Below are 22,111 nucleotides of genomic sequence, written 5' to 3'. Positions count from 1 at the left end.
GATAGTTTGCATCGCGGACGGTCTCCTTCGCTGAGTCCAACAGCTCCAGCTTGGCACATTCGATGCCGTGAGGGGCCGTCCACCCATCATTCCGGGGCCGCGCAGCGGAACCCGGAATCCAGAGTGCCGATGCTGCTCGCAATTCCTGGATATTTGCGACGTTTCGCTTTTCCTTCGACGCCAACGCTCTGGATTCCGGGTTCCGCTGCGCGGCCCCGGAATGATGGTCATTGTCGGCATATGCGATGCCCTGGTGGTCCGCAAGGCACGGCTTGACTGGCGTGCCGCTTCGAGTTATTTACCGATCGATCGGTAATAAACGAGGCGAGCGGCATGGCCCGGCCGGAATCGATATCGGATGAAGACCTGCTCTCGCGCCTCGCGCCGGTGTTCCGAGCGAGGGGTTACGAGGGCGCCTCGCTCGCCGAATTGTCGGAGGCCAGCGGCCTGGCCAAGGCCGCGCTGTACCACCGCTTTCCCGACGGCAAGCTGGCGATGGCGCGGGCGGTGCTTGCCGCGGCGGAGCGGCAGATGGCGGCCGACGCGCTTGCACCGGCGCCGCCGCGCGCTTCTCCCGCTGAGCGCCTGCACGCCATGGCGGACGGGCTGCTGCGTTTCTACGACGGCGGCAGGAGAACCTGCCTCGTCGACGTCTTTTCCGTCGCCGGCACTCCCGACGCGGTGAGGGCGAATGTGCGCTCCGGCGCCGCCCGCTGGATCGCCGGGATCGCCGATCTGCTGGTTGAGGCCGGCATCGATCCGGCCGAGGCGCGCCGGCGCGGCGAGGATGCCGTCATCCGCATCGAAGGCGCACTCGTGCTGTCGCGGGCCCTGAACGACACCGCGCCCTTCGAGCGCGTCGCCAAGACCTTTGCCGCCGACCTGCTCCGGCCGGCTGCCGCCGTTCATCCATCCAAGAAGGAGACGTCCGATGACTGAACCCAGGACCTTCAACCAGATGTTCGGTGCGCCGGACCATCCCTCGCCGCTGGACAGGTCGGTGCTCGTGCTGATCGACATCCAGCGCGAATATGTCGACGGCGCCGCCCCGCTCGAGAACGTGCGCGAGGCGGCCGCCGAGGCGGGCAGGATGCTCGACCTGGCGCGCTGGCGCGGCGTGCCGGTCTTTCATATCGCCCATGGCGCCGGGCCCGGCGCGCCGGTCTTCGCCACCGACGGGCCCTATGTCGAGCATCTCCCGGAGGTTGCGCCGCGCGACGGCGAGCCGGTGCTCTGGAAGCAGCATGCCGACGCCTTCCTGGGCACCGGCCTTGCCGAGCGCATCCGCGAGACGGGCCGCTCCGAGGTCATCATCGTCGGCGACATGACGCATGTCTGCGTGTCGACCTCGACGCGCACCGCCGCCGAGGCGCACGGCTTTCGCGTGACCGTGGTGGCGGACGCGACCGCTTCGCGCGACCTGCCGAACCCGCTGGGCGGCGTGGTCCCGGCCGAGACGGTCCGGCAGGCGGCCCTGGCAGAGCTGGCGGACGCGTTTGCGGTGGTGGTCAAGGACGCGAGCGCCTGGGCCTGATCGGCGGCGAATCCGGCGTGGTGAAACCGCGGGCCGGTTGCGGGGCCGCGGTTTCCGGGCAATTCCGGCAGAAAATGCGGCGGTCCTGCGTCGGAAACCGCCGAAAACCGGCGAGAAGTTTCCGCGGATTCGGGAAAACGGGACCTTTCTGACCGCCGGAGCGCTCAGCCTGCGCTCTGCCTGACCACGACCGGGATCAGCAGGTCGCCCCAATTGCCGTCGCCGCCGTGATGCCGGGCCGAGCGCACCAGCTCCACCGACACGCCGGCCTCCACCGCCTTCATCACCGACTGGTTGAGGCGGTGCAGGTCGTTGGCGAGCATGCGGATCGCCGTCTGCTGGTCGGACGACATCGACGTCGCCTGCTCCTCGGCGCGTTCCTTGACGCGGGTCTTGGGCTTGCTCTTGATTTCCTCTGCTTCCAGCATGGTCTTTCTCCCTGGTTGGCGCTGGGTGCTGGGGACAGTTTACTTTTTTCCGCCCGCGACAGCCTTGAAGCGGCCGCGTCCTCCTGCGGAAAGAAAGTAAACTGTCCCCGATGGCGTCTATTCCGCCGCCGGGCGGAACTGCTCGTGCTCGGTCGAACCGTGCATGGCGGTGGTCGACGACTTGCCGCCGGTGATGGCCATCGACACGGCGTCGAAATAGCCGGTGCCGACCTCGCGCTGGTGTTTTGTCGCCGTGTAGCCGTTGGCCTCGGCCGCGAACTCGGCTTCCTGCAGCTCCGAATAGGCCGCCATCTGCCGGTCCTTGTAGCCGCGCGCCAGCTCGAACATGCCGTAGTTGAGCTGGTGGAAGCCGGCCAGCGTGATGAACTGGAACTTGTAGCCCATCGCCCCCAGCTCGCGCTGGAATTTTGCGATCGTCGCGTCGTCGAGGTGCTTCTTCCAGTTGAACGACGGCGAGCAGTTGTAGGCGAGCTTCTTGCCCGGATGCGCCTTGTGCACCGCCTCGGCGAACTTCTTCGCCTGGGCGAGGTCCGGCTTGCCGGTCTCCATCCAGATCAGGTCGCAATGCGGCGCATAGGCGATGGCGCGCGCGATGCAGGGCTCGATGCCGTTTCTGACCTGATAGAAGCCCTCGACGGTCCGCCCGGCCTGCCGGTCGACGAAGGGCTGGTCGCGCTCGTCGATGTCGGAGGTGAGCAGCTTGGCGGCTTCCGCGTCGGTGCGCGCGACGATCAGCGTCGGCACGCCCATCACGTCGGCGGCGAGCCGCGCCGCGTTGAGGTTGCGGATATGCGCCGCGGTCGGGATCAAGACCTTGCCGCCGAGATGCCCGCACTTCTTCTCCGACGCCAGCTGGTCCTCGAAGTGCACGCCGGCGGCGCCCGCCTCGATGAAGGCTTTCATGATCTCGAAGGCGTTGAGCGGGCCGCCGAAGCCGGCTTCGGCGTCGGCGACGATCGGCGCGAACCAGGTGTCGACCGACAGGCCGTTGCCCTCGGACGTCTCGATCTGGTCGGCGCGCTGCAGCGTCCTGTTGATGCGCTTGGCCAGCTCCGGCGCGGCGTTGGCCGGATAGAGCGACTGGTCGGGATACATGGCGGACGCCGTGTTGGCGTCGGCCGCCACCTGCCAGCCGGAGAGATAGATCGCCTTCAGCCCGGCGCGCACCATCTGCATGGCCTGGTTGCCGCTGAGCGCGCCGAGCGCGTTGACGAAGTCCTCCTCGTGGATGAGCTTCCACAGCCGGTTCGCGCCCATCTCGGCCAGGCTGTGGCGGATCTCGACGGAGCCGCGCAGCCGCTTCACGTCGTCGGCCGAATACGGCCGCTCGATGCCGTCGAAACGGCCCGCCGGAGCCGAGGGAACGAGGTTGTAAAAATCGGTCATACTTTTTGCTCCGTCCTGCTTTCGCGGTCTCGATGGGCTCGGCGGAACGTGTGCGTCTTTGCCGCCATGGCCTGTCATTTCATTTACATTGCAGTGCAGGAATGGCGAGGGAAAACGGGATTCGCGCGAAAAGAAAAGGGAAAACCTGTCTTGAGCTTGACAAAGAGGCGCTGTAAAATTGTCAAGCTTGTAAATAGCGACGTTGTTTCTAGGGAACGGCTGGAACTGTAAACCTTTGTAAATCGAGCGATCGAGAATGCTGGAGCTTCGCACCCCCCTCTGGCCTGCCGGCCATCTCCCCCGCAAGGGGGGAGATCAGCCGGCCGTTTTGCTGGCGCCAACCGCCGGCATTGCAGAAAGGGCGGCGGAGCCTAAGCCGCCGATCTCCCCCCTTGCGGGGGAGATGGCCGGCAGGCCAGAGGGGGGTGGGAAGAATCCCGACGTAGACGCGTGTGGCGGCAAAAACATCCCGAAGTCGGGCTCCTGACCCATGCCCGACCAAAAGATCTTCGCCGGTCCGCGCATCCGCCGCATCCGCAATGCCAAGGGCCTCACCCAGACGGCGATGGCCGAGGGGCTCGGCATCTCGCCGTCCTACCTCAACCTGATCGAGCGCAACCAGCGGCCGCTCACCGTTCAGCTCATCCTCAAGCTCGCTTCGGTCTACAAGGTCGAGCCGGAGGAGCTGCAGGGCGAGGCGCGCGGCTCGGTGGCGGCGCTGAAGGAGGTGTTTTCCGATCCGCTGCTGGCCGGCGAGCTGCCGGGCGACCAGGAGCTGGTCGAGGTGGCCGAGGCCGCCCCCAACGCGGCCGCGGGCGTGATCAAGCTTTTCCGCGCCTATCGCGAGCAGGCGGAGCGGCTGTCCGCTCTATCGGAACTGCTGGCGCGGGAAGGGCGCGGCAGCGCCCTTTCGGCGGCGCGCCTGCCGGCCGACGAGGTGCGCGACGTGTTCGAGCGGCGGCCCAACCATTTTGCGGCCCTGGAGGAGGAGGCGGAAGCCTTCGCCGCCGTGCTGGAGCCCGGCGACGACCTGCTCGGCGCGCTGAAGGCCTGGCTGAAGCGCGAATACGGCATCGCCGTGCGGGTGCTGCCGGCCGCCACCATGCCCAACTGGCGCCGCCGCTACGACCGCCATTCGCAGCGCCTCTTCATTTCCGAGCGCCTGTCGCCCTTCGATAGGCTGCGCGAGGTGGCGATGGAGGCGTGCCTCATCCGCATGCGCGCGGCGGTGGCAGCGGAGATCCAGGCGCTAAGACTGTCGTCGGACGAGGCGCGCCGCCTCGCCCGCTTCGAGCTGGGCCGCTATGGCGCGCACGCCCTGACGATGCCCTACGCCGTCTTCCACGCGGCCGCTGTCCGCGCCCGCTACGACGTCGACGTGCTGCGCTCGCGCTTCGGCGTCTCCTTCGAGCAGGCGGCCAACCGGCTGACGACGCTGCAGCGGCCGGGTGCCGCCGGCATCCCGTTCTTCATGCTGGAGGTCGACAATGCCGGCAACCGGTTTCGCCGGGCAGGCAGCCAGGGTTTTCCTCAAAACCGCTTCGGCGGCGGCTGCCCGAAGCTCGCCGTCCACGCCGCCTTCGGCCAACCGGGCCAGGTCCTGGTCGAAGCCGTCGAGATGCCGGACGGCGCCGCCTTCCTGACCGTCGCCCGCACGCTGGAAGGGCCGCAGGGCGCCTTCGACGAGCGGCCGCGCCGAACCGCGCTTCTGTTGGGCTGCGACATCGGCTTCACGGACGAGACCGTGTACGGCGCGGCTCTTCCCGCCGCGCCGTACACGCGTTCAGCCGCTGCGGGCGGCATTTCCGCAAGACCGCGCGAGTTCGTTGCGACCTCGATCGGCCCGGCCTGCCGGCTGTGCGAGCGCGTCGGCTGCCTCGCCCGCGCCGAGCCGCCGGTCACCCGCCCGCTGGGGCTGGACGAGATGGTGACGGGTCTGAGCGCCTTCGATTTTCAGTGAGGCGAAGGGGCTCGCGTCGAGGTCAGCGTGCTCTGGTTCCGTTTCCGCCGTCGACTCCGACTACTCCGCCAGCCCCGAAAGCACCGCATACGCAGCCTTCACCCGCTCGGCATTGGGATAGAATTTGTTGGCGAGCATGACGATGCCGATCTTCTTCGCTGGGATGTAGGCGACATAGGCGCCGAAGCCGCCGGTCGAGCCGGTCTTGTTGACGATCACGTCGGCCTGCGGCGGCATCGGCGGTTCGATCGCTTTGGCCGGCGTGGCGCTCCGGGCCATCTCCGGGGAATTGCCGGCGAGCATCCTGTCCAGCGCGACCGGGTAGGGATACTGCTCCCAGATCAGATCCTGGACGATCTCGCCGGCGCGGAAATAGCCGACATGCGTCGCATCGACCGCCCGCGCGACAGGGCCGGGCACGATTGCGATGCCCATGTTCACGTCGACGTAGCGGATCATGTCGACGGCGTTCGACTTGACCCCATAGGCTTCATGCGCCAGCAGCGCCGGCGTGACCCGCACCGGCTTGTCCTGCCGGTTGTATCCCCAGGCGTAGGATTTCATCTCGCCCTTGGGGACGTCGATATAGGTGCGTTGCAGGCCGAGCTGCGGGAACAGCTTTTCTTCCATCAACACCTTGAAGCTCGACCCCATGGCCTTTGCGGCAACGATGCCGAGAAGGCCGGCACTGGGATTGGCATAGCTGCGGTGCGTGCCCGGCTCGAACTGAGGCTTCCACCCGCGATAATAGGCGACGAGCTGCTTCTGGTTCTTGACGTCGTCCGGCAGCTGCAGCGGAAAACCGCCCGTCGTGTGGGTGGCGAGATCGAGCACGCGCACCGCGTCCAGCGCGCTTCCCTTCAGCTCCGGCATGTGCTCGCCGACGCTGTCGGTCAATGAAAGCTTGCCTTCCACCTCGGCATAGGTGGCAAGGGTCGCCGTGAAGGTCTTGCTGATCGAGCCCAGCTCGAACAGCGTATCGCGCGTGACAGCGATCCGCGGCTTCTTCGACGCCAGGCCGTATTCGAAAAAGTGGTGCTCGCCGGCGATGGTCACGGCGACCGCCATCCCCGGTATCCCGTATTGCTCGATCACCGGCTTCACCGCCTCGTCCACCAGCTGCCGCACCCTTGCGTCTTCGGGGCTGGCGCCGAAGGCACCGGATAGGCCGCCCAGCATGCAGGCAAGCAGGCCTGCGGCGAGCTTTACGTGGGATCGTTTGGACAAGGCGAACTCCTCGGTTTGGACAGGGACCGGTTTATGACCCGCTGGAACTACCCACAAACGATGATAAGTCGGTCCAGCCATAAGTTTTCCTGGGGCATCGTCAATGGTTCGGCCTTACCTTCCACTCAATGCCCTGCGGGCCTTCGAGGCTTCGGCCCGCCATCTCTCCTTCACCCGGGCCGGCATCGAGCTGTCCGTGACGCAGGCTGCCGTCAGCCAGCAGGTCCGCACCCTCGAGCAGCGAATGGGCGTGCAATTGTTCCGCCGGCTGCCGCGCGGCCTAAGGATCACGGCGGAGGGCGAGGCGCTGCTGCCGGTCGTGAGCGATGCCTTCGACCGCCTGGCGACGACGCTCGACCGGGTCGGCTCGGGAAAGGTCCGCGAATTGCTGGTGGTGGGCGCGGTCGGCACCTTCGCGGTCGGCTGGCTGCTGCCGCGGCTCGAAAGCTTCAGGCGCGCGCACCCCTTCGTCGAGCTGAGGCTGTCCACCAACAACAACCGCGTCGACCTGGCTGCCGAAGGGCTGGATTTTTCCATCCGCTTCGGCAACGGCGCCTGGCACGGCCTCGATGCGACCGAGCTGTTCGAGGCGCCGCTGACGCCGCTCTGCACCCCCGCCCTGGCCGCCGCGCTCGGCTCTCCGCGTGATCTCGGCGAACTCACGCTGCTGCGCAGCTATCGCGCCGACGAATGGAGCCGCTGGTTCGCTGCCGCCGGCGTCGAGGCTCCGCCGAACCTTGCCGGCGCCATCGTCTTCGACTCCTCGCTCGCCATGATGGAGGCGGCCGAGCAGGGCGCGGGCGTCGCCCTGGCTCCCGCGCTGATGTTCTCGCGCCAGTTGCGCAACGGCTCGATCCGGCGGCCGTTCCGCGCCTCCATTTCGCTCGGCAGCTACTGGCTGACCAGGCTCAAGTCGCGGCAGCCGACCGCCGCCATGCTGGCCTTCGCCGGCTGGATCGTCGCTCAGGAGCCCGAGTTTCGGCGAGAACCGCCCGGCGAGGCGCCCGGCTAGTCCGATGGCCCGGCAGCGGAGCTTTCCGGCCATGCTCGCCTGCATCGGCCGCGAATTGTCCCAACCGGATGCCTTGCCTGGATCACGCCAGCATGGCGATCATCCGCTACGCGAAGCGGAGCCGACGTGATCTCCGGCCGGGGCGGACCGCGCCCTGCCTCCCTGGCGACGGGCCTTTGCCGCGATGACCGATATGACCGCTGCGCAACCGGCACCCGCCTCCTCGCAAGGCGAGGAACGGATCGGCATGCTGCTGGTCTTCCTGTCCGCCTTCGCCTGGAGCACCGGCGGCGCCATCGCCCGCTTCCTCGAGGCGGACGACGACTGGACCATCGTGTTCTGGCGCTCGCTGTTCGCCGCTCTGTTCCTGCTCGGATTCCTGCTCTTGCGTGACGGGCCCCGCGGGGCCGCCTTGCAGTTCCGGCAGATGGGTTGGCCGGGCGTGGCGGTCGGGCTGTTCTTCACCGCCGCCTCCACCTGCTTCGTGCTCGCCATCGCCCACACCACCATCGCCAACGTGCTCCTGATCAATGCCGGCGTGCCGCTGATCGCCGCCCTGCTCGGCTGGGTGTTCTTTCGCGACAAGGTGTCGGCGGCGACCTGGGTGGCGATCTTCGCCGTGCTGGCCGGCGTGGCGGTCATGGTGTCGGGTTCCTTCGACGGGCGCATCTCGCCGGTCGGCGACCTGCTCGCCATGACCATCGCCGTTTCCTTCGCGTCCGCAACCGTGATCACCCGCCGCTATTCGGGCGTGCGCATGACCTCGGCCGTCTGCTTCGGCACCATCGTCGCCTGCGCCGTCGGCTTCGTCATGTCCGGGTCGCTGGCGGTTTCCCTGCGTGACCTGGGATTGCTCTTCGCTTTCGGCGCGCTCAATCTCGGGCTGGGCATGGCGCTGTTCGCCAGCGGCGCCCGGCTGGTGCCGGCCTCCATGGCGGCACTGCTCGGCACCTTCGAGACCATCGCCGGTCCGCTCTGGGTCTGGCTGATCCATGGCGAGGTCCCCTCCGCCCGCACCGTCGTCGGCGGCGCGGTGGTGTTTGCCGCGCTGCTGGCGCATATCGGCATGCAGTTGCGGCGGCAGTCCCGCCCGGCACGGCCCGGCGTCACCGGAATTCCCGCGCCCCATTGACAGCTTCGCGGTCCAGGGCGCACCTTGACCGCCGTCTGAACAAACCGACAGGCGTATCTTGCCAGCATCCGCAGCGGGCCGCATCGAGGGCCGTGCAGGTTTCAGAAAAACGATCCGGTCCGCGTGCCGGCGCTCGGCAGCCGCCCTTGCGGTCCTGTCGAACGCGACTTCCCACTCCTCCGGAGGATACGTAGGCTTGCCCGTGCCCGGCTTCGTCGCGGCCGGGCTGGGACGAAATGTCCGCCGGTCAAATCCGGCTTGTCGCACCGCCGCAACGCCAATAATCTTTGTTGAAAACCGGACGCCGAACCATCCGAAGCGCGCGTCCGCCGGGAACAGTTGAAGAGGAGAACATCATGATCCGAAACGCGCTCCGGCTGTCCGCAGCCACGGCCCTTCTGACCGTTTTCGCCGCCGGCGCCGGCGCGCAGGAGCGGGTCGTCAACGTCTACAACTGGTCGGACTACATCGATAGCTCGATCATCGACGAGTTCACCAAGGAAACCGGCATCAAGGTCGTCTACGACGTCTTCGATTCCAATGAGATCCTTGAGACCAAGCTGCTTGCCGGCGGCACCGGTTATGACGTCGTGGTGCCGACCGCCAACTTCCTCGCCCGCCAGATCCAGGCCGGCGTGTTCCAGAAGCTCGACAAGTCGAAGCTGCCGAACATTTCCAACATGTGGGACGTGGTCAACGAGCGCACCGCCAAATACGATCCCGGCAACGAATATTCGATCAACTACATGTGGGGCACGGTCGGCATCGGCTACAATGTCGACAAGGTGAAGGCGGCCCTCGGCATCGACAAGGTCGACAGCTGGGACGTCTTCTACAAGCCGGAGAATCTCGCCAAGCTGAAGGATTGCGGCGTCTACGTGCTCGATTCCCCGCAGGACATCATCCCCACGACCTTCAAATATCTCGGCATGGACCCTGAAGCCAACACGGCCGAGGATTTCGCCAAGGCCGAGGAGGCGATGCTGGCGATCCGGCCGAGCATCCGCAAATTCCACTCCTCCGAATACATCAACGCGCTCGCCAACGGCGACATCTGCCTGGCGGTCGGCTGGTCGGGCGACGTCTTCCAGGCCCGCGACCGCGCCTCGGAAGCCAACCAGGGCGTCACCGTCGACTTCGTGGTGCCGAAGGAAGGCGCGGAGATGTGGTTCGACCAGATGGCCATCCCGGCCGACGCGCCGCATGCCGCAGAGGCGCATGAGTTCCTGAACTACATCATGAAGCCGGAGGTCGCCGCCAAGGCCTCGAACTACATCTTCTACGCCAACGGCAACAAGGCCTCGCAGCAGTTCATCGACAAGGAGATTCTCGACGACCCGGCGATCTATCCGGACGAGGCTACTCTGCAGAAACTGTTCACCGTGGCGCCCTACGATCCGAAGTCGCAGCGTCTGCTGACGCGCTCCTGGACCAGGATCACCACGGGGCAGTGAAGCAAAGGTCCCGGCGGTCATCCCGCCGGGACCTTCATGTTGGGGACAGGGGACAGGGACAATGAAATCGCTCGGCAGCATCCGCAGGTCGTTCGCGCCGTGGAACGATCCTGACGCCAGGCCGTACATCGCCTTCGAGAACGTCACGAAACGGTTCGGCGACTTCACCGCGGTCAACAACCTGTCCCTGTCGATCTACGAGCGCGAATTCTTCGCGCTGCTCGGCGCGTCCGGCTGCGGGAAATCGACGCTGCTCCGAATGCTCGCCGGCTTCGACGAGCCGACTTCGGGCCGCATCCTGCTCGACGGGCAGGATTTGCGCGGCATCCCGCCCTATCGCCGCCCCGTCAACATGATGTTCCAGTCCTACGCGCTGTTCCCGCACATGACGGTCGAGCAGAACATCGCCTTCGGCTTGAAGCAGGAGGGCATGCCGAAGCCGGAGATCGAGACGCGTGTCGCCGACATGCTGAAGCTGGTCAAGCTGACGCAGTTCGCCAAGCGCAAGCCGCACCAGCTCTCCGGCGGCCAGCGCCAGCGCGTCGCATTGGCCCGCTCGGTGGCCAAGCGCCCGAAGGTGCTGCTGCTCGATGAGCCGCTCGGCGCGCTCGACAAGAAGCTGCGCGAGGAGACGCAGTTCGAGCTGATGGACCTGCAGCAGTCGCTCGGCCTCACCTTCGTCATCGTCACGCACGACCAGGAAGAGGCGATGACGATGGCCGACCGCATCGCCATCCTCGACAAGGGCGAGGTGATGCAGGTCGCCACCCCGGCCGAAGTCTACGAGGCGCCGGGCTCGCGCTACGTCGCCAGCTTCGTCGGCAACGTCAACATGCTGGAAGGCACCGTCGCCGAGCGCACCGAAAACCGCGCAAGGATAACCGGCGCCAGCGGCGCTGAGATCGTTGTGGAGAATGCCGGCGACGCGGCCGCGGGCAACACGGTCGCCTTCGCCATCCGCCCGGAGAAGATAAAAGTGTCGTCGCGCCCGCCGGCGGAAGGCACGGCCAATGTCATGGAGGGCGAGATCTACGACCTCGCCTATCTCGGCGACATGACCGTCTACCACGTCAGGCTGGCCGACGGGCAGGTGCTCAAGGCCAGCGCGCTCAACAGCTCGCGTATCACCGAGGATCCGCTGAGCTGGAACGACCGCGCCTGGGTGTCCTTCGCGCCGGATGCCGGCGTCGTGCTGACGCGGTAGGAGGGGAAGATGGCCGACACGGCAGTATCTTCCTCGCCCGCAGTCGCGGCGGCCCAGGCCGCGCCGGTCGCGTCCGGCACATTGCTCGGCGCCATAACCGGCCGGCTGGTGATCGTCGTTCCCTATCTCTGGCTGCTGGTCTTCTTCCTCGTCCCCTTCGCCATCGTCTTCAAGATATCGCTGTCGCAGACGGCGATCGCCATGCCGCCCTATACGCCGGTGTTTACGGGCATGTCGGATTTTGCGGGCAAGATCGGGGATTTCACCGCCGATAACTATCGCATTCTCTATTGCGACTTCGCGGGTCTCGTAGGGCTGTCGGGTGCGCGAGCCTATTGCGAGAGTTTTGCTCTCGATGTGTTCTTTGACTCCCCCTACATCGCTCCGGCCTACGTCTCCTCCATCTGGATCGCCGGCATCTCGACCTTTCTCGCGCTGCTCATCGCCTATCCCATCGCCTACGGCATGGCGCGCGCGCCGGCATCCATCCGGCCGACCCTGCTGATGCTCGTCATCCTGCCGTTCTGGACGAGCTTCCTGATCCGCGTCTACGCCTGGATCGGCATCCTCAAGCCCGAGGGCCTGCTCAACCAGGTGCTGTTGGCGACCGGCATCATCGACACGCCGCTGGTCATATTGAACACCCATACGGCCATCTTCATCGGCATCGTCTATTCCTACCTGCCTTTCATGGTGCTGCCGCTCTACTCCTCGCTGGAGAAGATGGACTATTCGCTGATCGACGCCGCGCAGGACCTCGGCTGCCCGCCCATCAGCGCCTTCTGGAAGATCACCTTCCCGCTGTCTTTGCCCGGCGTCGTCGCCGGCTGCATGCTGGTCTTCATCCCGGCCGTCGGCGAGTTCGTCATCCCAGACCTGCTCGGCGGCTCGGAGACGCTGATGATCGGCAAGACCTTGTGGAATGAGTTCAACGCCAACCGCGACTGGCCGGTCTCGTCGGCCGTGGCGGTGATCCTGCTGCTCATCCTCATCGTGCCGATCATGATCTTCCAGAACGCGCAGGCGCGCGCCCAGGAGCAGGGCAGATGAGCGGCAACTGGACGCGCTTCAACATCGTCTCGATCGTGCTCGGCTTCGCCTTCCTCTATCTGCCGATCGTGCTGCTCGTCGTCTTCTCCTTCAACGAGTCCCGCCTGGTGACGGTATGGGGCGGCTTCTCGACCAAGTGGTACGTGTCGCTGTTCAACAACCAGGGCCTGATGGACGCCGCCTGGGTGACGATCCGCGTCGGCTTCATCTCGGCGACGGTGGCGACGGTGCTCGGCACGCTTGCCGCGCTTGCGCTCACCCGCTACACGCGCTTTCGCGGGCGAATCCTGTTTTCCGGCATGGTGTTCGCGCCGCTGGTCATGCCGGAAGTCATCACCGGCCTGTCGCTGCTGCTCCTGTTCGTCGCCATCGGGCTCGACCGCGGCTTCTTCACGGTGACGCTCGCCCACATCACATTCTCCATGTGCTTCGTCGCCGTGGTGGTGCAGTCGCGGCTGATGACCTTCGACCGCTCACTCGAGGAGGCGGCGATGGACCTCGGCGCGCCGCCGGTGAAGACCTTCTTCCAGATCACCCTGCCGGTGATCCTGCCGGCGATCGTCTCGGGATGGATGCTGGCCTTCACGCTCTCGCTCGACGATCTCGTCATCGCCAGCTTCACCTCGGGGCCGGGCGCCACGACGCTGCCGATGAAGATCTATTCCCAGGTGCGCCTCGGCGTGACGCCGGAGATCAACGCCGCCTGCACGCTGCTGATCGCCATCGTCGCCGTCGGCGTCATCATCGCCTCGGTCGCCAACAAGCGCCGCGAGGTGCAGCGGGCCCGCGACGAGCAGGCCGCCCAGCGGGGATAGGGGGCACGGCCGCGCCGCGCCGCGGCCGTTCAATTCCCTGCCGGCGCCACCGGCGAGATGAGCGGGGCCGCCCAGGAGCCGCCGACGAAGAAACCCGCCTCGTCCGGGAGCGGGTTTGGCGGGGAGGGCGGCCTGAGCGGGCCGATCCCGCCGGTCAGCGCCAGCCCGAGATCGGCGTAGGAGGCGAGGCCGGAAATCCACAGCCGGCGATCGCCGAAGCGCGCTTCCGCCTCGTCGATCCGGGCGACCCCGGCGACGATCTTGGCGCCGAGGTCGAGGCCGTCGATCTGCAACTCGCCATTGGCGGTCTCGGCCAGCGAGAAGAAGCCGCCCTTGCGGCAGAGCTCCAGGAAGGTCGTGAGATCGAACCGCGACAGCGTCCCGGCGCCGAAGCGCGCGGCGAAGCTGCCGCTGCCGGACTGCAGCGCGGACCGGGCGTCGCTGCCTTCGCCGCGGAGCGTCAGCGACACCGCGCCGCGCCCGCTCGGCACGAGCTGCGTCATCCCCGCGGCGGCTCCGAAGGCGCGGCCGTCGACGTTCGAGGCGGTAAGCGTCATCTCGGCGCCGATCCCGGCGGCCTGCCTGGTAAAGCGCATACCCGCCCGGAATTCGCCGCCAAGAGAGCGGGCGTCGAGTATGTCGAGCGCCACAGATCCCTTGCGGGCCTGTATGGCGGCCGCGACTTCCGCCATCTGCAGGCCGCCCATGGCGGCGCGGTCGGCGGAGAGCCGCATGTCCAGAAGCAGATGATCGCCGGCCGGTGCCCCGTCCGGCTCCGGTCGGCTTCCCGTCAGCGGCAGCAGCGCCTTCAGCACCTGGTCGAACCCGACGCTGTCGAAGGCGAGCGACCCGGACACCGAGGGCCCGCCGGACCGCAACACCAGCTCGACGGCGCCGGTCGCCCTGGCCTCGTTGACCTGCAGGCTGGCCTCTTCCAGCTTGATGCGGCGGTCGTCGCTGGAGACTGCGCCTGAAAGCGAGAAGGCGCGCAGGTTCTCCCAGTCCGGGTTGTCGGTGCCCAGCCAGTTGGCGAGCCGGTCGAACGAACCCGCGGAGAGGCTGATCCGGCCGTTGAGGAACGGAATTGCGGCGAGCGTGGCGGTGCCGTCGAAGGAAGCGGAGGCGGGAGCTGCCGAAGCGGAGACGCGCAGCGGTGCCGCGGCTCCGGCCATCAGCAGCAGCGGATTGGCGCTGCCGAGCTCGAGCCGCACCGCCTCGCCGCGCCAGCTGCCGCGCAAAGCGAGGCTGCCTGCCTCGTCGAAGGCGGGCCAGTCGATGCTGCCTTCGATGCCGGTCGCCAGCGGGTCCGCCGCGCCGCCATCCGGACCGACGATGCGGCCCTGCACGATCCGCAGGCTGCCGAACGCATCGTCCGGCAGGTCGGCGCGTGCCGCGGCAGGGCCTTTCTCCGCAAGGGTGGCGCGGGTCCGCTCCACGGCCGCGCGGATGCGCCCCTTGCCCGCGAAGACGGTCAGCGGATCGCCGTCCGTGCCGACGGCAAGGGTGGGCCGCACCAGCGTAGCCGATGTGAAGACGGCGTCGCCGCGCATCGCCGCCAGCGGAGCGAGTTCGATCTCCATCCGCTCGACCGTTCCGACGGGGTTGCCGGACGCCGACGCCGGGTCGGAAAAGGTGATATCGGTCAGCACCGCGTGCAATTGCGGCCAGATCACCAGCTCGGGCGGCGCGCCGATCTCGACGCGGTAGCCGCTCCAGGTGCCGATCTCGGCGGCGATGCGGTCGCGCACGATGCGGGTGGAGGCGACGTAGGGGATTATCGCGAGCGCCGCGGCGGCGAGCACGGTCGCGGCCGCGAGTACCCAGATGCTCCGCCTCAGCGTTGACGATGGCATATGCTCGATCAAGCCCTTCTTGGAACGCGGTCAGCCGGCTTCCGGGTTTAGCGGACTGGCGCCGCATTTCAACCGATTGTGGCCGGCCGATGACGCTTGCCGTTGGTACGCTTGTGTGCTTTTTGCGCTTGTGCAGTGCACTATGCATGAGCGGTGCGGTGTCGGGAGGAAAGCATGAGCAGCACGCAGCCACTGTGGATTCCGGATGCGGCGCGCATCGGCGAGGCGCCAATCACGGCCTTCACGGCGCTTGCCGAAAGCGCAGCCGGCAGGGCCTTTGCCGGTTATGCCGAGCTGCATCGCTGGTCGGTCGAGGATCGTGCCGCCTTCTGGTCGCTGGTGTGGGATTTTGCCGCCATCCGCGGCGACAAGGGCGATCGCCTGCTGATCGACGGCGACCGCATGCCCGGCGCCGCCTTCTTTCCCGACGCACGCCTGAATTTCGCGGAAAACCTGCTGCGCAGGACGGGCAGCGGCGACGCCCTGGTCTTCCGCGGCGAGGACAAGATCGACCGCCGCTTTTCCTGGGACGACCTGCACGCGCTTGTATCGAAGCTGCAGCAACTCCTGCGATCGCTGGGCGTGAAGGCGGGCGACCGCGTCGCCGCCATGATGCCGAACATGCCCGAGACCATCGCCGCGATGCTCGCCACCGCCTCGATCGGCGCCGTCTGGTCGTCCTGTTCGCCCGATTTCGGCGAGCAGGGCGTGCTCGACCGTTTTGGCCAGATCGAGCCGGTCGTCTTCATCGCGCCCGACGGCTACTGGTACAACGGCAAGGCGATCGACGTTGCCGCCAAGGTGGCGGCTGTCGCTGCGAAGCTGCCCAGCCTGCGCAAGGTGCTGATCGTCGACTATCTCGGCAGTGCCGAGGCGGCGGCGGCGGCCGTTCCGGGCGCGGCCACGCTGGCGTCGGCAACCGCCGGCTTCGCGGCGAAGCCGGTCGCCTTCGAGCCGCTGCCCTTCGCCCATCCGCTCTACATCCTCTATTCCTCCGGCACGACCGGCATTCCGAAATGCATCGTCCATTCGGCCGGCGGAACGCTTTTGCAGCACGTCAAGGAGCATCGGCTGCATGCCGGCGTGCGCGAGGGCGACCGCGTCTTCTACTTCACCACCTGCGGCTGGATGATGTGGAACTGGCTGGTGTCGGGGCTCGCGGTCGGGGCGACGCTGCTGCTCTATGACGGCTCTCCCTTCCATCCCTCCGGCAACATCCTGTTCGACTATGCCGACCGGGAAGGCATGACCCATTTTGGCACCTCGGCGAAATTCATCGATTCCGTGCGCAAGGCCGGGCTGAGGCCGATTGACACGCACGAGCTCTCGACCGTTCGGGCGGTGCTCTCCACCGGCTCGCCGCTGTCGCCGGAGGGCTTCCGCTTCGTCTATGAGGGGATCAAGGCGGACGTGCATCTCGCCTCGATCTCCGGCGGCACCGACATCGTCTCCTGCTTCGTGCTCGGTGTCCCGACCCTGCCGGTGTGGAGCGGCGAGATCCAGGCGGCCGGCCTCGGCATGGCGATGGACGTGTGGGACGACGACGGCCTGCATGTCGAGCGCGAGAAGGGCGAGCTCGTCTGCACCAAGGCGTTCCCGTCCATGCCGATCGGCTTCTGGAACGATCCGGACGGCAAGAAGTACCGCGGCGCCTATTTCGAGCGCTTCGACAACATCTGGTGCCATGGCGATTTCGCCGAATGGACGGAACATGGCGGCTTGATCATCCACGGCCGTTCCGACGCCACGCTCAACCCCGGCGGCGTGCGCATCGGCACGGCCGAGATCTACAACCAGGTCGAGCAGATGCCGGAGATCGCCGAGGCGCTGTGCATCGGCCAGGATTTCGACGACGACGTCCGCGTCGTGCTGTTCGTGCGGCTGGCGGTGGGTGTCTCGCTCGACGAGGAGCTGGAAAAGCGCATCCGCGCGAAAATCCGCACCGGTGCCAGCCCGCGCCACGTGCCGGCCAGGATCGTCGCCGTCGCCGACATTCCGCGCACCAAGTCGGGCAAGATCACCGAGCTCGCGGTGCGCGAGGTGGTGCACGGCCGCCCGGTCAAGAACAAGGAGGCGCTGGCCAATCCCGAGGCGCTGGAGCTCTATCGCGATCTTCTCCAGCTCAAGGCCTGACAGGGGCCCGGGCCGAACATGGTAAACCAAACCTTTCGATCAAATTTACCTAGATTTCCGACGTGGCACGGTTGGCTAGAGCTTTGCCTTCCGCGGTAAGGACTCGTTAACGAACGGGCGGCATAGTTGCCTCAACTTGAAGGAGAAATCCCTGCCCTCCCAAGGGTTGCTTTCTCAAGCCCCCGTAGTTGACAGCATCAAGCCTAGGCGTCCGAAAGGGCGCCTTTTTCTTTGTGCCGTGCCATGGCCGACCCTGCGAACCGTTCGCTTGGGGGATTTCCGTCAGAGCGACGCTTCCTGGTCGCGCGCCAGCGCGCGCGACAGCAGCATCACCGGCACGGTGGCTGTGGCGATGATCAGCAGCGCCGCGACCGCGCCGTCCTCGACCACCGCGCGCGAGGCGTTCTCGTAGACCAGCGTCGCCAGCGTGTTGAAGCCGAAGGGCCTGAGCAGGATCGTCGCCGACAGCTCCTTCACCGTGTCGACGAAGACCAGCACCAGCGCCGTCAGGATCGCCGGCTTGAGCAGCGGGGCGAGGATCAGTGTCGCGCTGGCGAGCGGCGGCTTGCCCAGGCTGCGCGCCGCCTCGTCGAGGCTCGCCGGCAGCTTTTCCAGGCCCGACCGCACCGCGCCCTCGGCCAGCGCCAGGAAGCGGATGGTGCAGGCCAGCACGACCGCGGTCGCCGACCCGGTCATCAGCAGCCCGGTCGAGACGCCGAGATGGGCGCGCGCCAGCGCGTCGATCGCATTGTCGGCCCTGGCCAGCGAATAGAGCAGGCCGAGGCCGAGTATGGTGCCGGGCAGCGCATAGCCGACCGAGGCGAGGCGCACCAGCACGCGCATCGGACCGGAGCGCGAGACGCGCACCGCATAGATCAGGAACAGCGCGATCGCCACGGTGAGCAGGGAAGCCACGCCGGCGGTGAGCACGCTGTTCAGGAAGGCCTTTGCCAGATCGACGTTGATCAGGCTGTCGAGCCGCCGCGAGGCGTAGCGGCCGAACACCCACAGCGGCACGCCGAAGCCGAAGACGACCGGCGTTGCCACCGCCGCCAGCGCCGCGCCGGCGGCAACGCCGTTCAGGCGAACGCGCGGCGGCCGCGCCCTGATCTGCGTGGCGCGGGCGTTGTGGAAGCGCTGCAGCCGCCGGGCGAACTGCTCGCAGGCGAGCAGCATCAGCACCAGGATCAGCATCAGCACGGCGAGCTGCGCCGCCCCCTCCAGGCTGCCGCGGTTGATCCAGGTCGTGTAGACGGCGGCCGTCAGCGTGCGCACGCCGAGATATTCGGCGACGCCGATGTCGTTGATGGTCTCCATCAGCACCAGCACGACGCCGGCGGCGATCGCCGGCCGCGCCACCGGCAAGAGCACGCGGAAGAACACGCGCGCCGGCCGCGCACCGAGCGTGCGGGCGACGTCGCCGATGTTGCGGCCCTGCATGAGGAAGACGACGCGGCTGGTCAGGTAGACATAGGGATAGAGCACGCAGGTGAGCACGAAGGCCGCCCCCGGCGTCGAGCGCAGGTCCGGGAACCAGTAATCCTGCGGTGTGTGGAAGCCGAAGACGGCCCGCAGCGCCGACTGCACCGGCCCGGTGAACAGGAAGAACTCGCCGAAGGCGTAGGCCGCCAGATAGGGCGGCACCGCCAGCGGCAGCACCAGCACCCAGGAGAACAGCCGGCGCAGCGGGAAATCGAAGCCGACCACCAGCCATGCCGCGGTCACGCCGACCACCGCGGTCCCCGCCGACACCATGGCGATCAGCACCGCGGTGGTGATCGCCGCGGTCGGCAGCACGTTGGCGGCGAGATGCGGCCAGTCCTCGCCGGTGCCCGACAGCGCTATGACGGTCAGCGTCGCGACCGGCAGCAGCACGATCGCCGATATGGCCAGCGCCGCCGCCAGCATCAGCGGATGGCGGGCGCGGCGGACCGGCAGCGGGCGACTTGCGCCCGGGCTTGTGTCTGCCGCGGTCAGGTCCATGGCGGAACCATCACGCGGTTGTGGCCGCGTTACGGCCTGGGTCTTGAGCACCCCCCTCTGTCCTGCCGGACATCTCCCCCGCAAGGGGGGAGATTGGCAGCTTCGCTCTCCGCCCGCATTCTGCCGCGTCGGCGATTGGCGAAAGCAAAGCGGCCAGCCGATCTCCCCCCTTGCGGGGGAGATGTCCGGCAGGACAGAGGGGGGTGCGAAAGAGCACGGCGATGATTTTTACGCCTGTTCGGCGGAGACCCGGCAGTGCGGTCTCCGCCGAATTGGAATGCGTGCCTTCAGCTGCTCGGGCCGTCGTCGAGGCCGACGCGGTCGACCATCTCGGAGGCCGCCTTGCGGTTCTTGGCGATCTCGTCGAGCGACAGCGTGTCGGCGTTCAGCGTGCCGAAGGCCTTCACCACGTCCGACGGCTCCAGCCCCGGCTCGACCGGATATTCATAGGTCTGCGCCGCATAGACCTGCTGCGCCTTGTGGCTCGACAGGAACTGGATCAGCTTGACGGCGTTGTCGCGGTTCGGCGCGTTCTTGGCGAGCGCGGCGCCCGAGATGTTCACATGCGTGCCGCCGTTCTCGAAGGTCGGGAAGACGACGTTGATGGCGTTGCCCCACTCCTTCTCCTCCGGCTCCTTCTCGTTGGTGCGCATCAGCCCGACATAATAGGTGTTGCCGAGCGCCAGGTCACACTCGCCGGCGAAGATGGCCTTGGCCTGCGGGCGGTCGCCGCCGTCCGGCTTGCGCGCCAGATTGGCCTTCAGCCCCTTCATCCACTCCTCGGTCTTCTCCGGACCCCAATGGGCGATCGCCGCCGAGAACAGGCCGAGATTGTAGTCGTGCTGGCCCGAGCGCATGCAGATCTTGCCCTTCCACTTCGGGTCGGCGAGCTCGGCATAGGTGATCGCCGTCTCCTTCACGCGGTCCTTGGAGGCGTAGAGCACGCGGGCGCGCTTGGTGACGCCGAACCAGTGGCCTTCGGGGTCGCGGTATTCGGCCGGCAGGTTGGCGTTGACGGTGGCGTCGTCCAGCGCCTGGGTGACGCCCTTCGCCTTGGCGTTGGTCAGGCGCGAGATGTCGACGGTCAGGATGACGTCGGCCGGCGAGTTCTGGCCTTCGGCGAGGATGCGGTCCTCCAGCCCCTTGTCGAGGAACAGCACCTCGGTCTTTACGCCGGTCTCTGCGGTGAAGGCGTCGAGCACCGGCTTGATGATGTCGGGCTGGCGATATGAATAGATGTTGACGGTGCCGTCGGCGGATGCGGCGCCTGCAAACAGCGTGGCGAAGGCAAGCGCGGCACAGCCGGCGAGCTTCGACCGGTTCAATCCCTTGGCCATCGTCTTCTCCTGGTCAGCGGGGTGCAAAGGCCCCTGGGCGGTTCTTCTGCGGTTCCTCTCCGGAACGAACAACCTATTCTAGGAAGCCGCCGCCGCCGTCAATACAAATGCCAACAATATCAATAGTTTAGAAGAATTCTAAACTGGATGGATTCCGACATGTTTTCAATAAGTTGAGTATGGATATCCGGCTTACGCCGAAAGCATTGGCCGTCGTCCCGGGCCGGTCACGAAAGATTTGGGAGGCCGCCGCTTCCTGCGTCATGCTTCGCCGAGCAAGGCCCGGCCGACATCCTGCAGGGGCATCGCTTCGATGCCATGCTGGAGCGGAAAACGCTGCGATCCCGGGAAGGCGACGATGCGTCGTTCCGGGGCAAGATCCTCGCAGGCCTGGTGGAAGCCTTTTTCCACCTTCGGCGTCAGGCTTCGCTTGACCTCGATGGCCCAGAGGCGCTGGCCCGGCAAGGTGAGCAGCAGGTCGATCTCGGCGCCGCCGGCCGTCCGGTAGAAATTGCTGAGCGTGCCGGTGGGGGCGGCAGCGGTAAGGGTTTCGATCGCGAAACCTTCCCAGCTCGCGCCGGCCACCGGATGTCCGAGCACGTCTTCCTGAGTGGGGAGGCCGAGCAGTGCATGGGTGATGCCGCTGTCCCGAACGTAGACGCGTGGGGATTTGACCAGGCGCTTGCCGACATTGGCATGCCAGGGTTCCAACCGGCGGACCAACAGAAGATCAACCAGCAGGTCGAGATAGGACGCGACGGTCTTGCCGTCGACACCGAGCGCGCGGGCAAACTCGGCGGCGTTGAGCAGACCCGACTGGTGGTGCGCCAGCATCGTCCATAAGCGGCGCAGCGTCTCGGCTGGAATACGCGGGCCGAGGAGGGGAATGTCGCGCTCCAGGTAGGTGCGGATGAAATCCAGCCGCCACCGCTGGCTGGCGCGGTCGCTGGCGGCCAGAAAGCTGTCGGGAAAGCCGCCGCGTACCCATAGCCGACCAAGATCGGCGGTGCCGATTTCGAGACCGTCGATGGGGTGCATTTCGACATAGGCAATGCGGCCGGCAAGGGTTTCTCCGGACTGCTTCATGAGGTCGATCGACGCCGATCCGAGCAGGAGGAAACGGCCGGTCCTTCTGCCGCCGCGGCGCCCGCGGTCGATCAGTCCGCGGAGATTCTGGAACAGGTTCGGCAGCCGATGGACTTCGTCCAGGATGACAAGCTTGTCCTCATGCTCCGCCAGATAAAGCTCCGGCTCGGCAAGCCGAGCGCGATCGGAATCCGACTCCAGGTCGAGATAAATCGACGGTCGTCGTTCGGCTATGGCGAGCGCGAGTGTGGTCTTGCCGACCTGGCGGGGCCCGAGCAGCGCCACCGCAGGCATGCTGTCCAGCAGTTCGGTAAGTTCGGTCGTGATGCGGCGTTCAATCATCCATGTAATTATGGAGTCAAATTCCAATTTTGCAAGGAAGACGGCTCAGCTTGCCACAGACGAACTTGACGTGGACATGGACAGGCAGCACCCGCCGTTGCTCTTTGGGAGCCGAGCTGGAGCAGCCGCCGTGTGGTCGGCCTCGATCAATGCC

17 protein-coding genes are annotated in these 22,111 nt (G+C 66.9%); 10 read left to right on the top strand and 7 right to left on the bottom strand.

Annotated elements, in window-relative coordinates; genetic code table 11:
* Positions 1-333: 333 nt before the first annotated feature.
* Both C7I84_RS18140 and C7I84_RS18135 read left to right on the top strand, forming a co-directional pair.
* The gene (locus C7I84_RS18140; RefSeq protein ID WP_106773623.1) at positions 334-939 is read left to right on the top strand and encodes a TetR/AcrR family transcriptional regulator; all 606 of its coding nucleotides are present in this window, start codon (positions 334-336) and stop codon (positions 937-939) included.
* The gene (locus C7I84_RS18135) at positions 932-1,534 is read left to right on the top strand and encodes a cysteine hydrolase family protein (RefSeq protein WP_106773622.1); all 603 of its coding nucleotides are present in this window, start codon (positions 932-934) and stop codon (positions 1,532-1,534) included. The genes C7I84_RS18140 and C7I84_RS18135 overlap by 8 nt, the downstream gene beginning before the upstream one ends.
* A 164-nt stretch (positions 1,535-1,698) precedes the next feature.
* On the opposite strand, the gene C7I84_RS18130 is transcribed toward C7I84_RS18135, so the two are convergent.
* Both C7I84_RS18130 and aceA read right to left on the bottom strand, forming a co-directional pair.
* Complete coding sequence (locus C7I84_RS18130; protein WP_106773621.1) at positions 1,699-1,962, bottom strand: SMc00767 family acetate metabolism repressor; 264 nt, start codon at positions 1,960-1,962, stop codon at positions 1,699-1,701.
* Between the two features lie 117 nt (positions 1,963-2,079).
* Positions 2,080-3,369 (bottom strand): isocitrate lyase, encoded by a 1,290-nt coding sequence (gene aceA, locus C7I84_RS18125; protein ID WP_106773620.1) that lies wholly within the window; start codon positions 3,367-3,369, stop codon positions 2,080-2,082.
* A 490-nt stretch (positions 3,370-3,859) separates the two neighbouring features.
* Here aceA and C7I84_RS18120 point away from each other — a divergent pair, with 490 nt between their 5' ends.
* Positions 3,860-5,329, top strand: coding sequence for a helix-turn-helix domain-containing protein (locus C7I84_RS18120; RefSeq protein ID WP_106773619.1), 1,470 nt, complete (start codon positions 3,860-3,862; stop codon positions 5,327-5,329).
* A 60-nt stretch (positions 5,330-5,389) separates the two neighbouring features.
* Here C7I84_RS18120 and ampC read toward each other — a convergent pair whose 3' ends face one another.
* Positions 5,390-6,508 carry a class C beta-lactamase gene (ampC, locus tag C7I84_RS18115; RefSeq protein WP_106773618.1) on the bottom strand — a complete coding sequence of 373 codons (1,119 nt, stop codon included), beginning with the start codon at positions 6,506-6,508 and terminating at the stop codon, positions 5,390-5,392.
* 151 nt (positions 6,509-6,659) lie between these two features.
* On the opposite strand from ampC, the gene C7I84_RS18110 reads away from it, so the two are divergent.
* The 6 genes from C7I84_RS18110 (at position 6,660) to C7I84_RS18085 (ending at position 13,223) form a co-directional block, all read left to right on the top strand.
* Complete coding sequence (locus C7I84_RS18110; protein WP_106773617.1) at positions 6,660-7,568, top strand: LysR family transcriptional regulator; 909 nt, start codon at positions 6,660-6,662, stop codon at positions 7,566-7,568.
* A 184-nt stretch (positions 7,569-7,752) separates the two neighbouring features.
* The gene (locus C7I84_RS18105; protein ID WP_106773616.1) at positions 7,753-8,700 is read left to right on the top strand and encodes a DMT family transporter; all 948 of its coding nucleotides are present in this window, start codon (positions 7,753-7,755) and stop codon (positions 8,698-8,700) included.
* 356 nt (positions 8,701-9,056) lie between these two features.
* Positions 9,057-10,154 (top strand): polyamine ABC transporter substrate-binding protein, encoded by a 1,098-nt coding sequence (locus tag C7I84_RS18100; protein ID WP_106773615.1) that lies wholly within the window; start codon positions 9,057-9,059, stop codon positions 10,152-10,154.
* Positions 10,155-10,215: 61 nt separating this feature from the next.
* Entirely contained in the window at positions 10,216-11,358 is a 1,143-nt protein-coding gene (locus tag C7I84_RS18095) for an ABC transporter ATP-binding protein (RefSeq protein WP_106773614.1), read from the top strand.
* Between the two features lie 9 nt (positions 11,359-11,367).
* On the top strand, positions 11,368-12,408 hold the full coding sequence (locus C7I84_RS18090; protein ID WP_106773613.1) for an ABC transporter permease subunit: 1,041 nt from the start codon (positions 11,368-11,370) through the stop codon (positions 12,406-12,408).
* Entirely contained in the window at positions 12,405-13,223 is an 819-nt protein-coding gene (locus tag C7I84_RS18085) for an ABC transporter permease (RefSeq protein ID WP_106773612.1), read from the top strand. Before C7I84_RS18090 ends, C7I84_RS18085 begins: the two co-directional genes overlap by 4 nt.
* Positions 13,224-13,252: 29 nt before the next feature.
* On the opposite strand, the gene C7I84_RS18080 is transcribed toward C7I84_RS18085, so the two are convergent.
* Entirely contained in the window at positions 13,253-15,076 is a 1,824-nt protein-coding gene (locus tag C7I84_RS18080; RefSeq protein ID WP_133170114.1) for an AsmA family protein, read from the bottom strand.
* Positions 15,077-15,250: 174 nt separating this feature from the next.
* Between C7I84_RS18080 and C7I84_RS18075 the strand changes: the two genes are divergently transcribed.
* Complete coding sequence (locus C7I84_RS18075; RefSeq protein WP_106773610.1) at positions 15,251-17,209, top strand: acetoacetate--CoA ligase; 1,959 nt, start codon at positions 15,251-15,253, stop codon at positions 17,207-17,209.
* Between the two features lie 282 nt (positions 17,210-17,491).
* Here C7I84_RS18075 and C7I84_RS18070 read toward each other — a convergent pair whose 3' ends face one another.
* The 3 genes from C7I84_RS18070 to C7I84_RS18055 all read right to left on the bottom strand — a co-directional run bounded on the left by C7I84_RS18070 (position 17,492) and on the right by C7I84_RS18055 (position 21,957).
* Positions 17,492-19,192: an ABC transporter permease gene (locus tag C7I84_RS18070; protein ID WP_106773609.1), complete on the bottom strand. Its 1,701-nt coding sequence runs from the start codon at positions 19,190-19,192 to the stop codon at positions 17,492-17,494.
* Positions 19,193-19,479: 287 nt separating this feature from the next.
* Entirely contained in the window at positions 19,480-20,529 is a 1,050-nt protein-coding gene (locus C7I84_RS18060; protein ID WP_106773607.1) for a Fe(3+) ABC transporter substrate-binding protein, read from the bottom strand.
* 261 nt (positions 20,530-20,790) lie between these two features.
* Entirely contained in the window at positions 20,791-21,957 is a 1,167-nt protein-coding gene (locus C7I84_RS18055) for an ATP-binding protein (RefSeq protein WP_106773606.1), read from the bottom strand.
* Positions 21,958-22,111: the final 154 nt, after the last annotated feature.

It is taken from the genome of Kumtagia ephedrae (assembly GCF_003012745.1).
GTDB lineage: Bacteria > Pseudomonadota > Alphaproteobacteria > Rhizobiales > Rhizobiaceae > Kumtagia > Kumtagia ephedrae.
This window is presented reverse-complemented; position numbering and strand designations above follow the sequence as displayed.

Bases quoted from the DNA above. Each gene is read 5' to 3' on its own strand.
- C7I84_RS18085 (WP_106773612.1), top strand. From the start codon at position 12,405: ATGAGCGGCAACTGGACGCGCTTCAACATCGTCTCGATCGTGCTCGGC.
- aceA (WP_106773620.1), bottom strand. From the start codon at position 3,369: ATGACCGATTTTTACAACCTCGTTCCCTCGGCTCCGGCGGGCCGTTTC.
- ampC (WP_106773618.1), bottom strand. From the start codon at position 6,508: ATGCTGGGCGGCCTATCCGGTGCCTTCGGCGCCAGCCCCGAAGACGCA.
- C7I84_RS18135 (WP_106773622.1), top strand. From the start codon at position 932: ATGACTGAACCCAGGACCTTCAACCAGATGTTCGGTGCGCCGGACCAT.
- C7I84_RS18070 (WP_106773609.1), bottom strand. From the start codon at position 19,192: ATGGACCTGACCGCGGCAGACACAAGCCCGGGCGCAAGTCGCCCGCTG.
- C7I84_RS18110 (WP_106773617.1), top strand. From the start codon at position 6,660: ATGGTTCGGCCTTACCTTCCACTCAATGCCCTGCGGGCCTTCGAGGCT.
- C7I84_RS18100 (WP_106773615.1), top strand. From the start codon at position 9,057: ATGATCCGAAACGCGCTCCGGCTGTCCGCAGCCACGGCCCTTCTGACC.
- C7I84_RS18130 (WP_106773621.1), bottom strand. From the start codon at position 1,962: ATGCTGGAAGCAGAGGAAATCAAGAGCAAGCCCAAGACCCGCGTCAAG.
- C7I84_RS18140 (WP_106773623.1), top strand. From the start codon at position 334: ATGGCCCGGCCGGAATCGATATCGGATGAAGACCTGCTCTCGCGCCTC.
- C7I84_RS18075 (WP_106773610.1), top strand. From the start codon at position 15,251: ATGAGCAGCACGCAGCCACTGTGGATTCCGGATGCGGCGCGCATCGGC.
- C7I84_RS18090 (WP_106773613.1), top strand. From the start codon at position 11,368: ATGGCCGACACGGCAGTATCTTCCTCGCCCGCAGTCGCGGCGGCCCAG.
- C7I84_RS18060 (WP_106773607.1), bottom strand. From the start codon at position 20,529: ATGGCCAAGGGATTGAACCGGTCGAAGCTCGCCGGCTGTGCCGCGCTT.
- C7I84_RS18055 (WP_106773606.1), bottom strand. From the start codon at position 21,957: ATGATTGAACGCCGCATCACGACCGAACTTACCGAACTGCTGGACAGC.
- C7I84_RS18080 (WP_133170114.1), bottom strand. From the start codon at position 15,076: ATGCCATCGTCAACGCTGAGGCGGAGCATCTGGGTACTCGCGGCCGCG.
- C7I84_RS18105 (WP_106773616.1), top strand. From the start codon at position 7,753: ATGACCGATATGACCGCTGCGCAACCGGCACCCGCCTCCTCGCAAGGC.
- C7I84_RS18120 (WP_106773619.1), top strand. From the start codon at position 3,860: ATGCCCGACCAAAAGATCTTCGCCGGTCCGCGCATCCGCCGCATCCGC.
- C7I84_RS18095 (WP_106773614.1), top strand. From the start codon at position 10,216: ATGAAATCGCTCGGCAGCATCCGCAGGTCGTTCGCGCCGTGGAACGAT.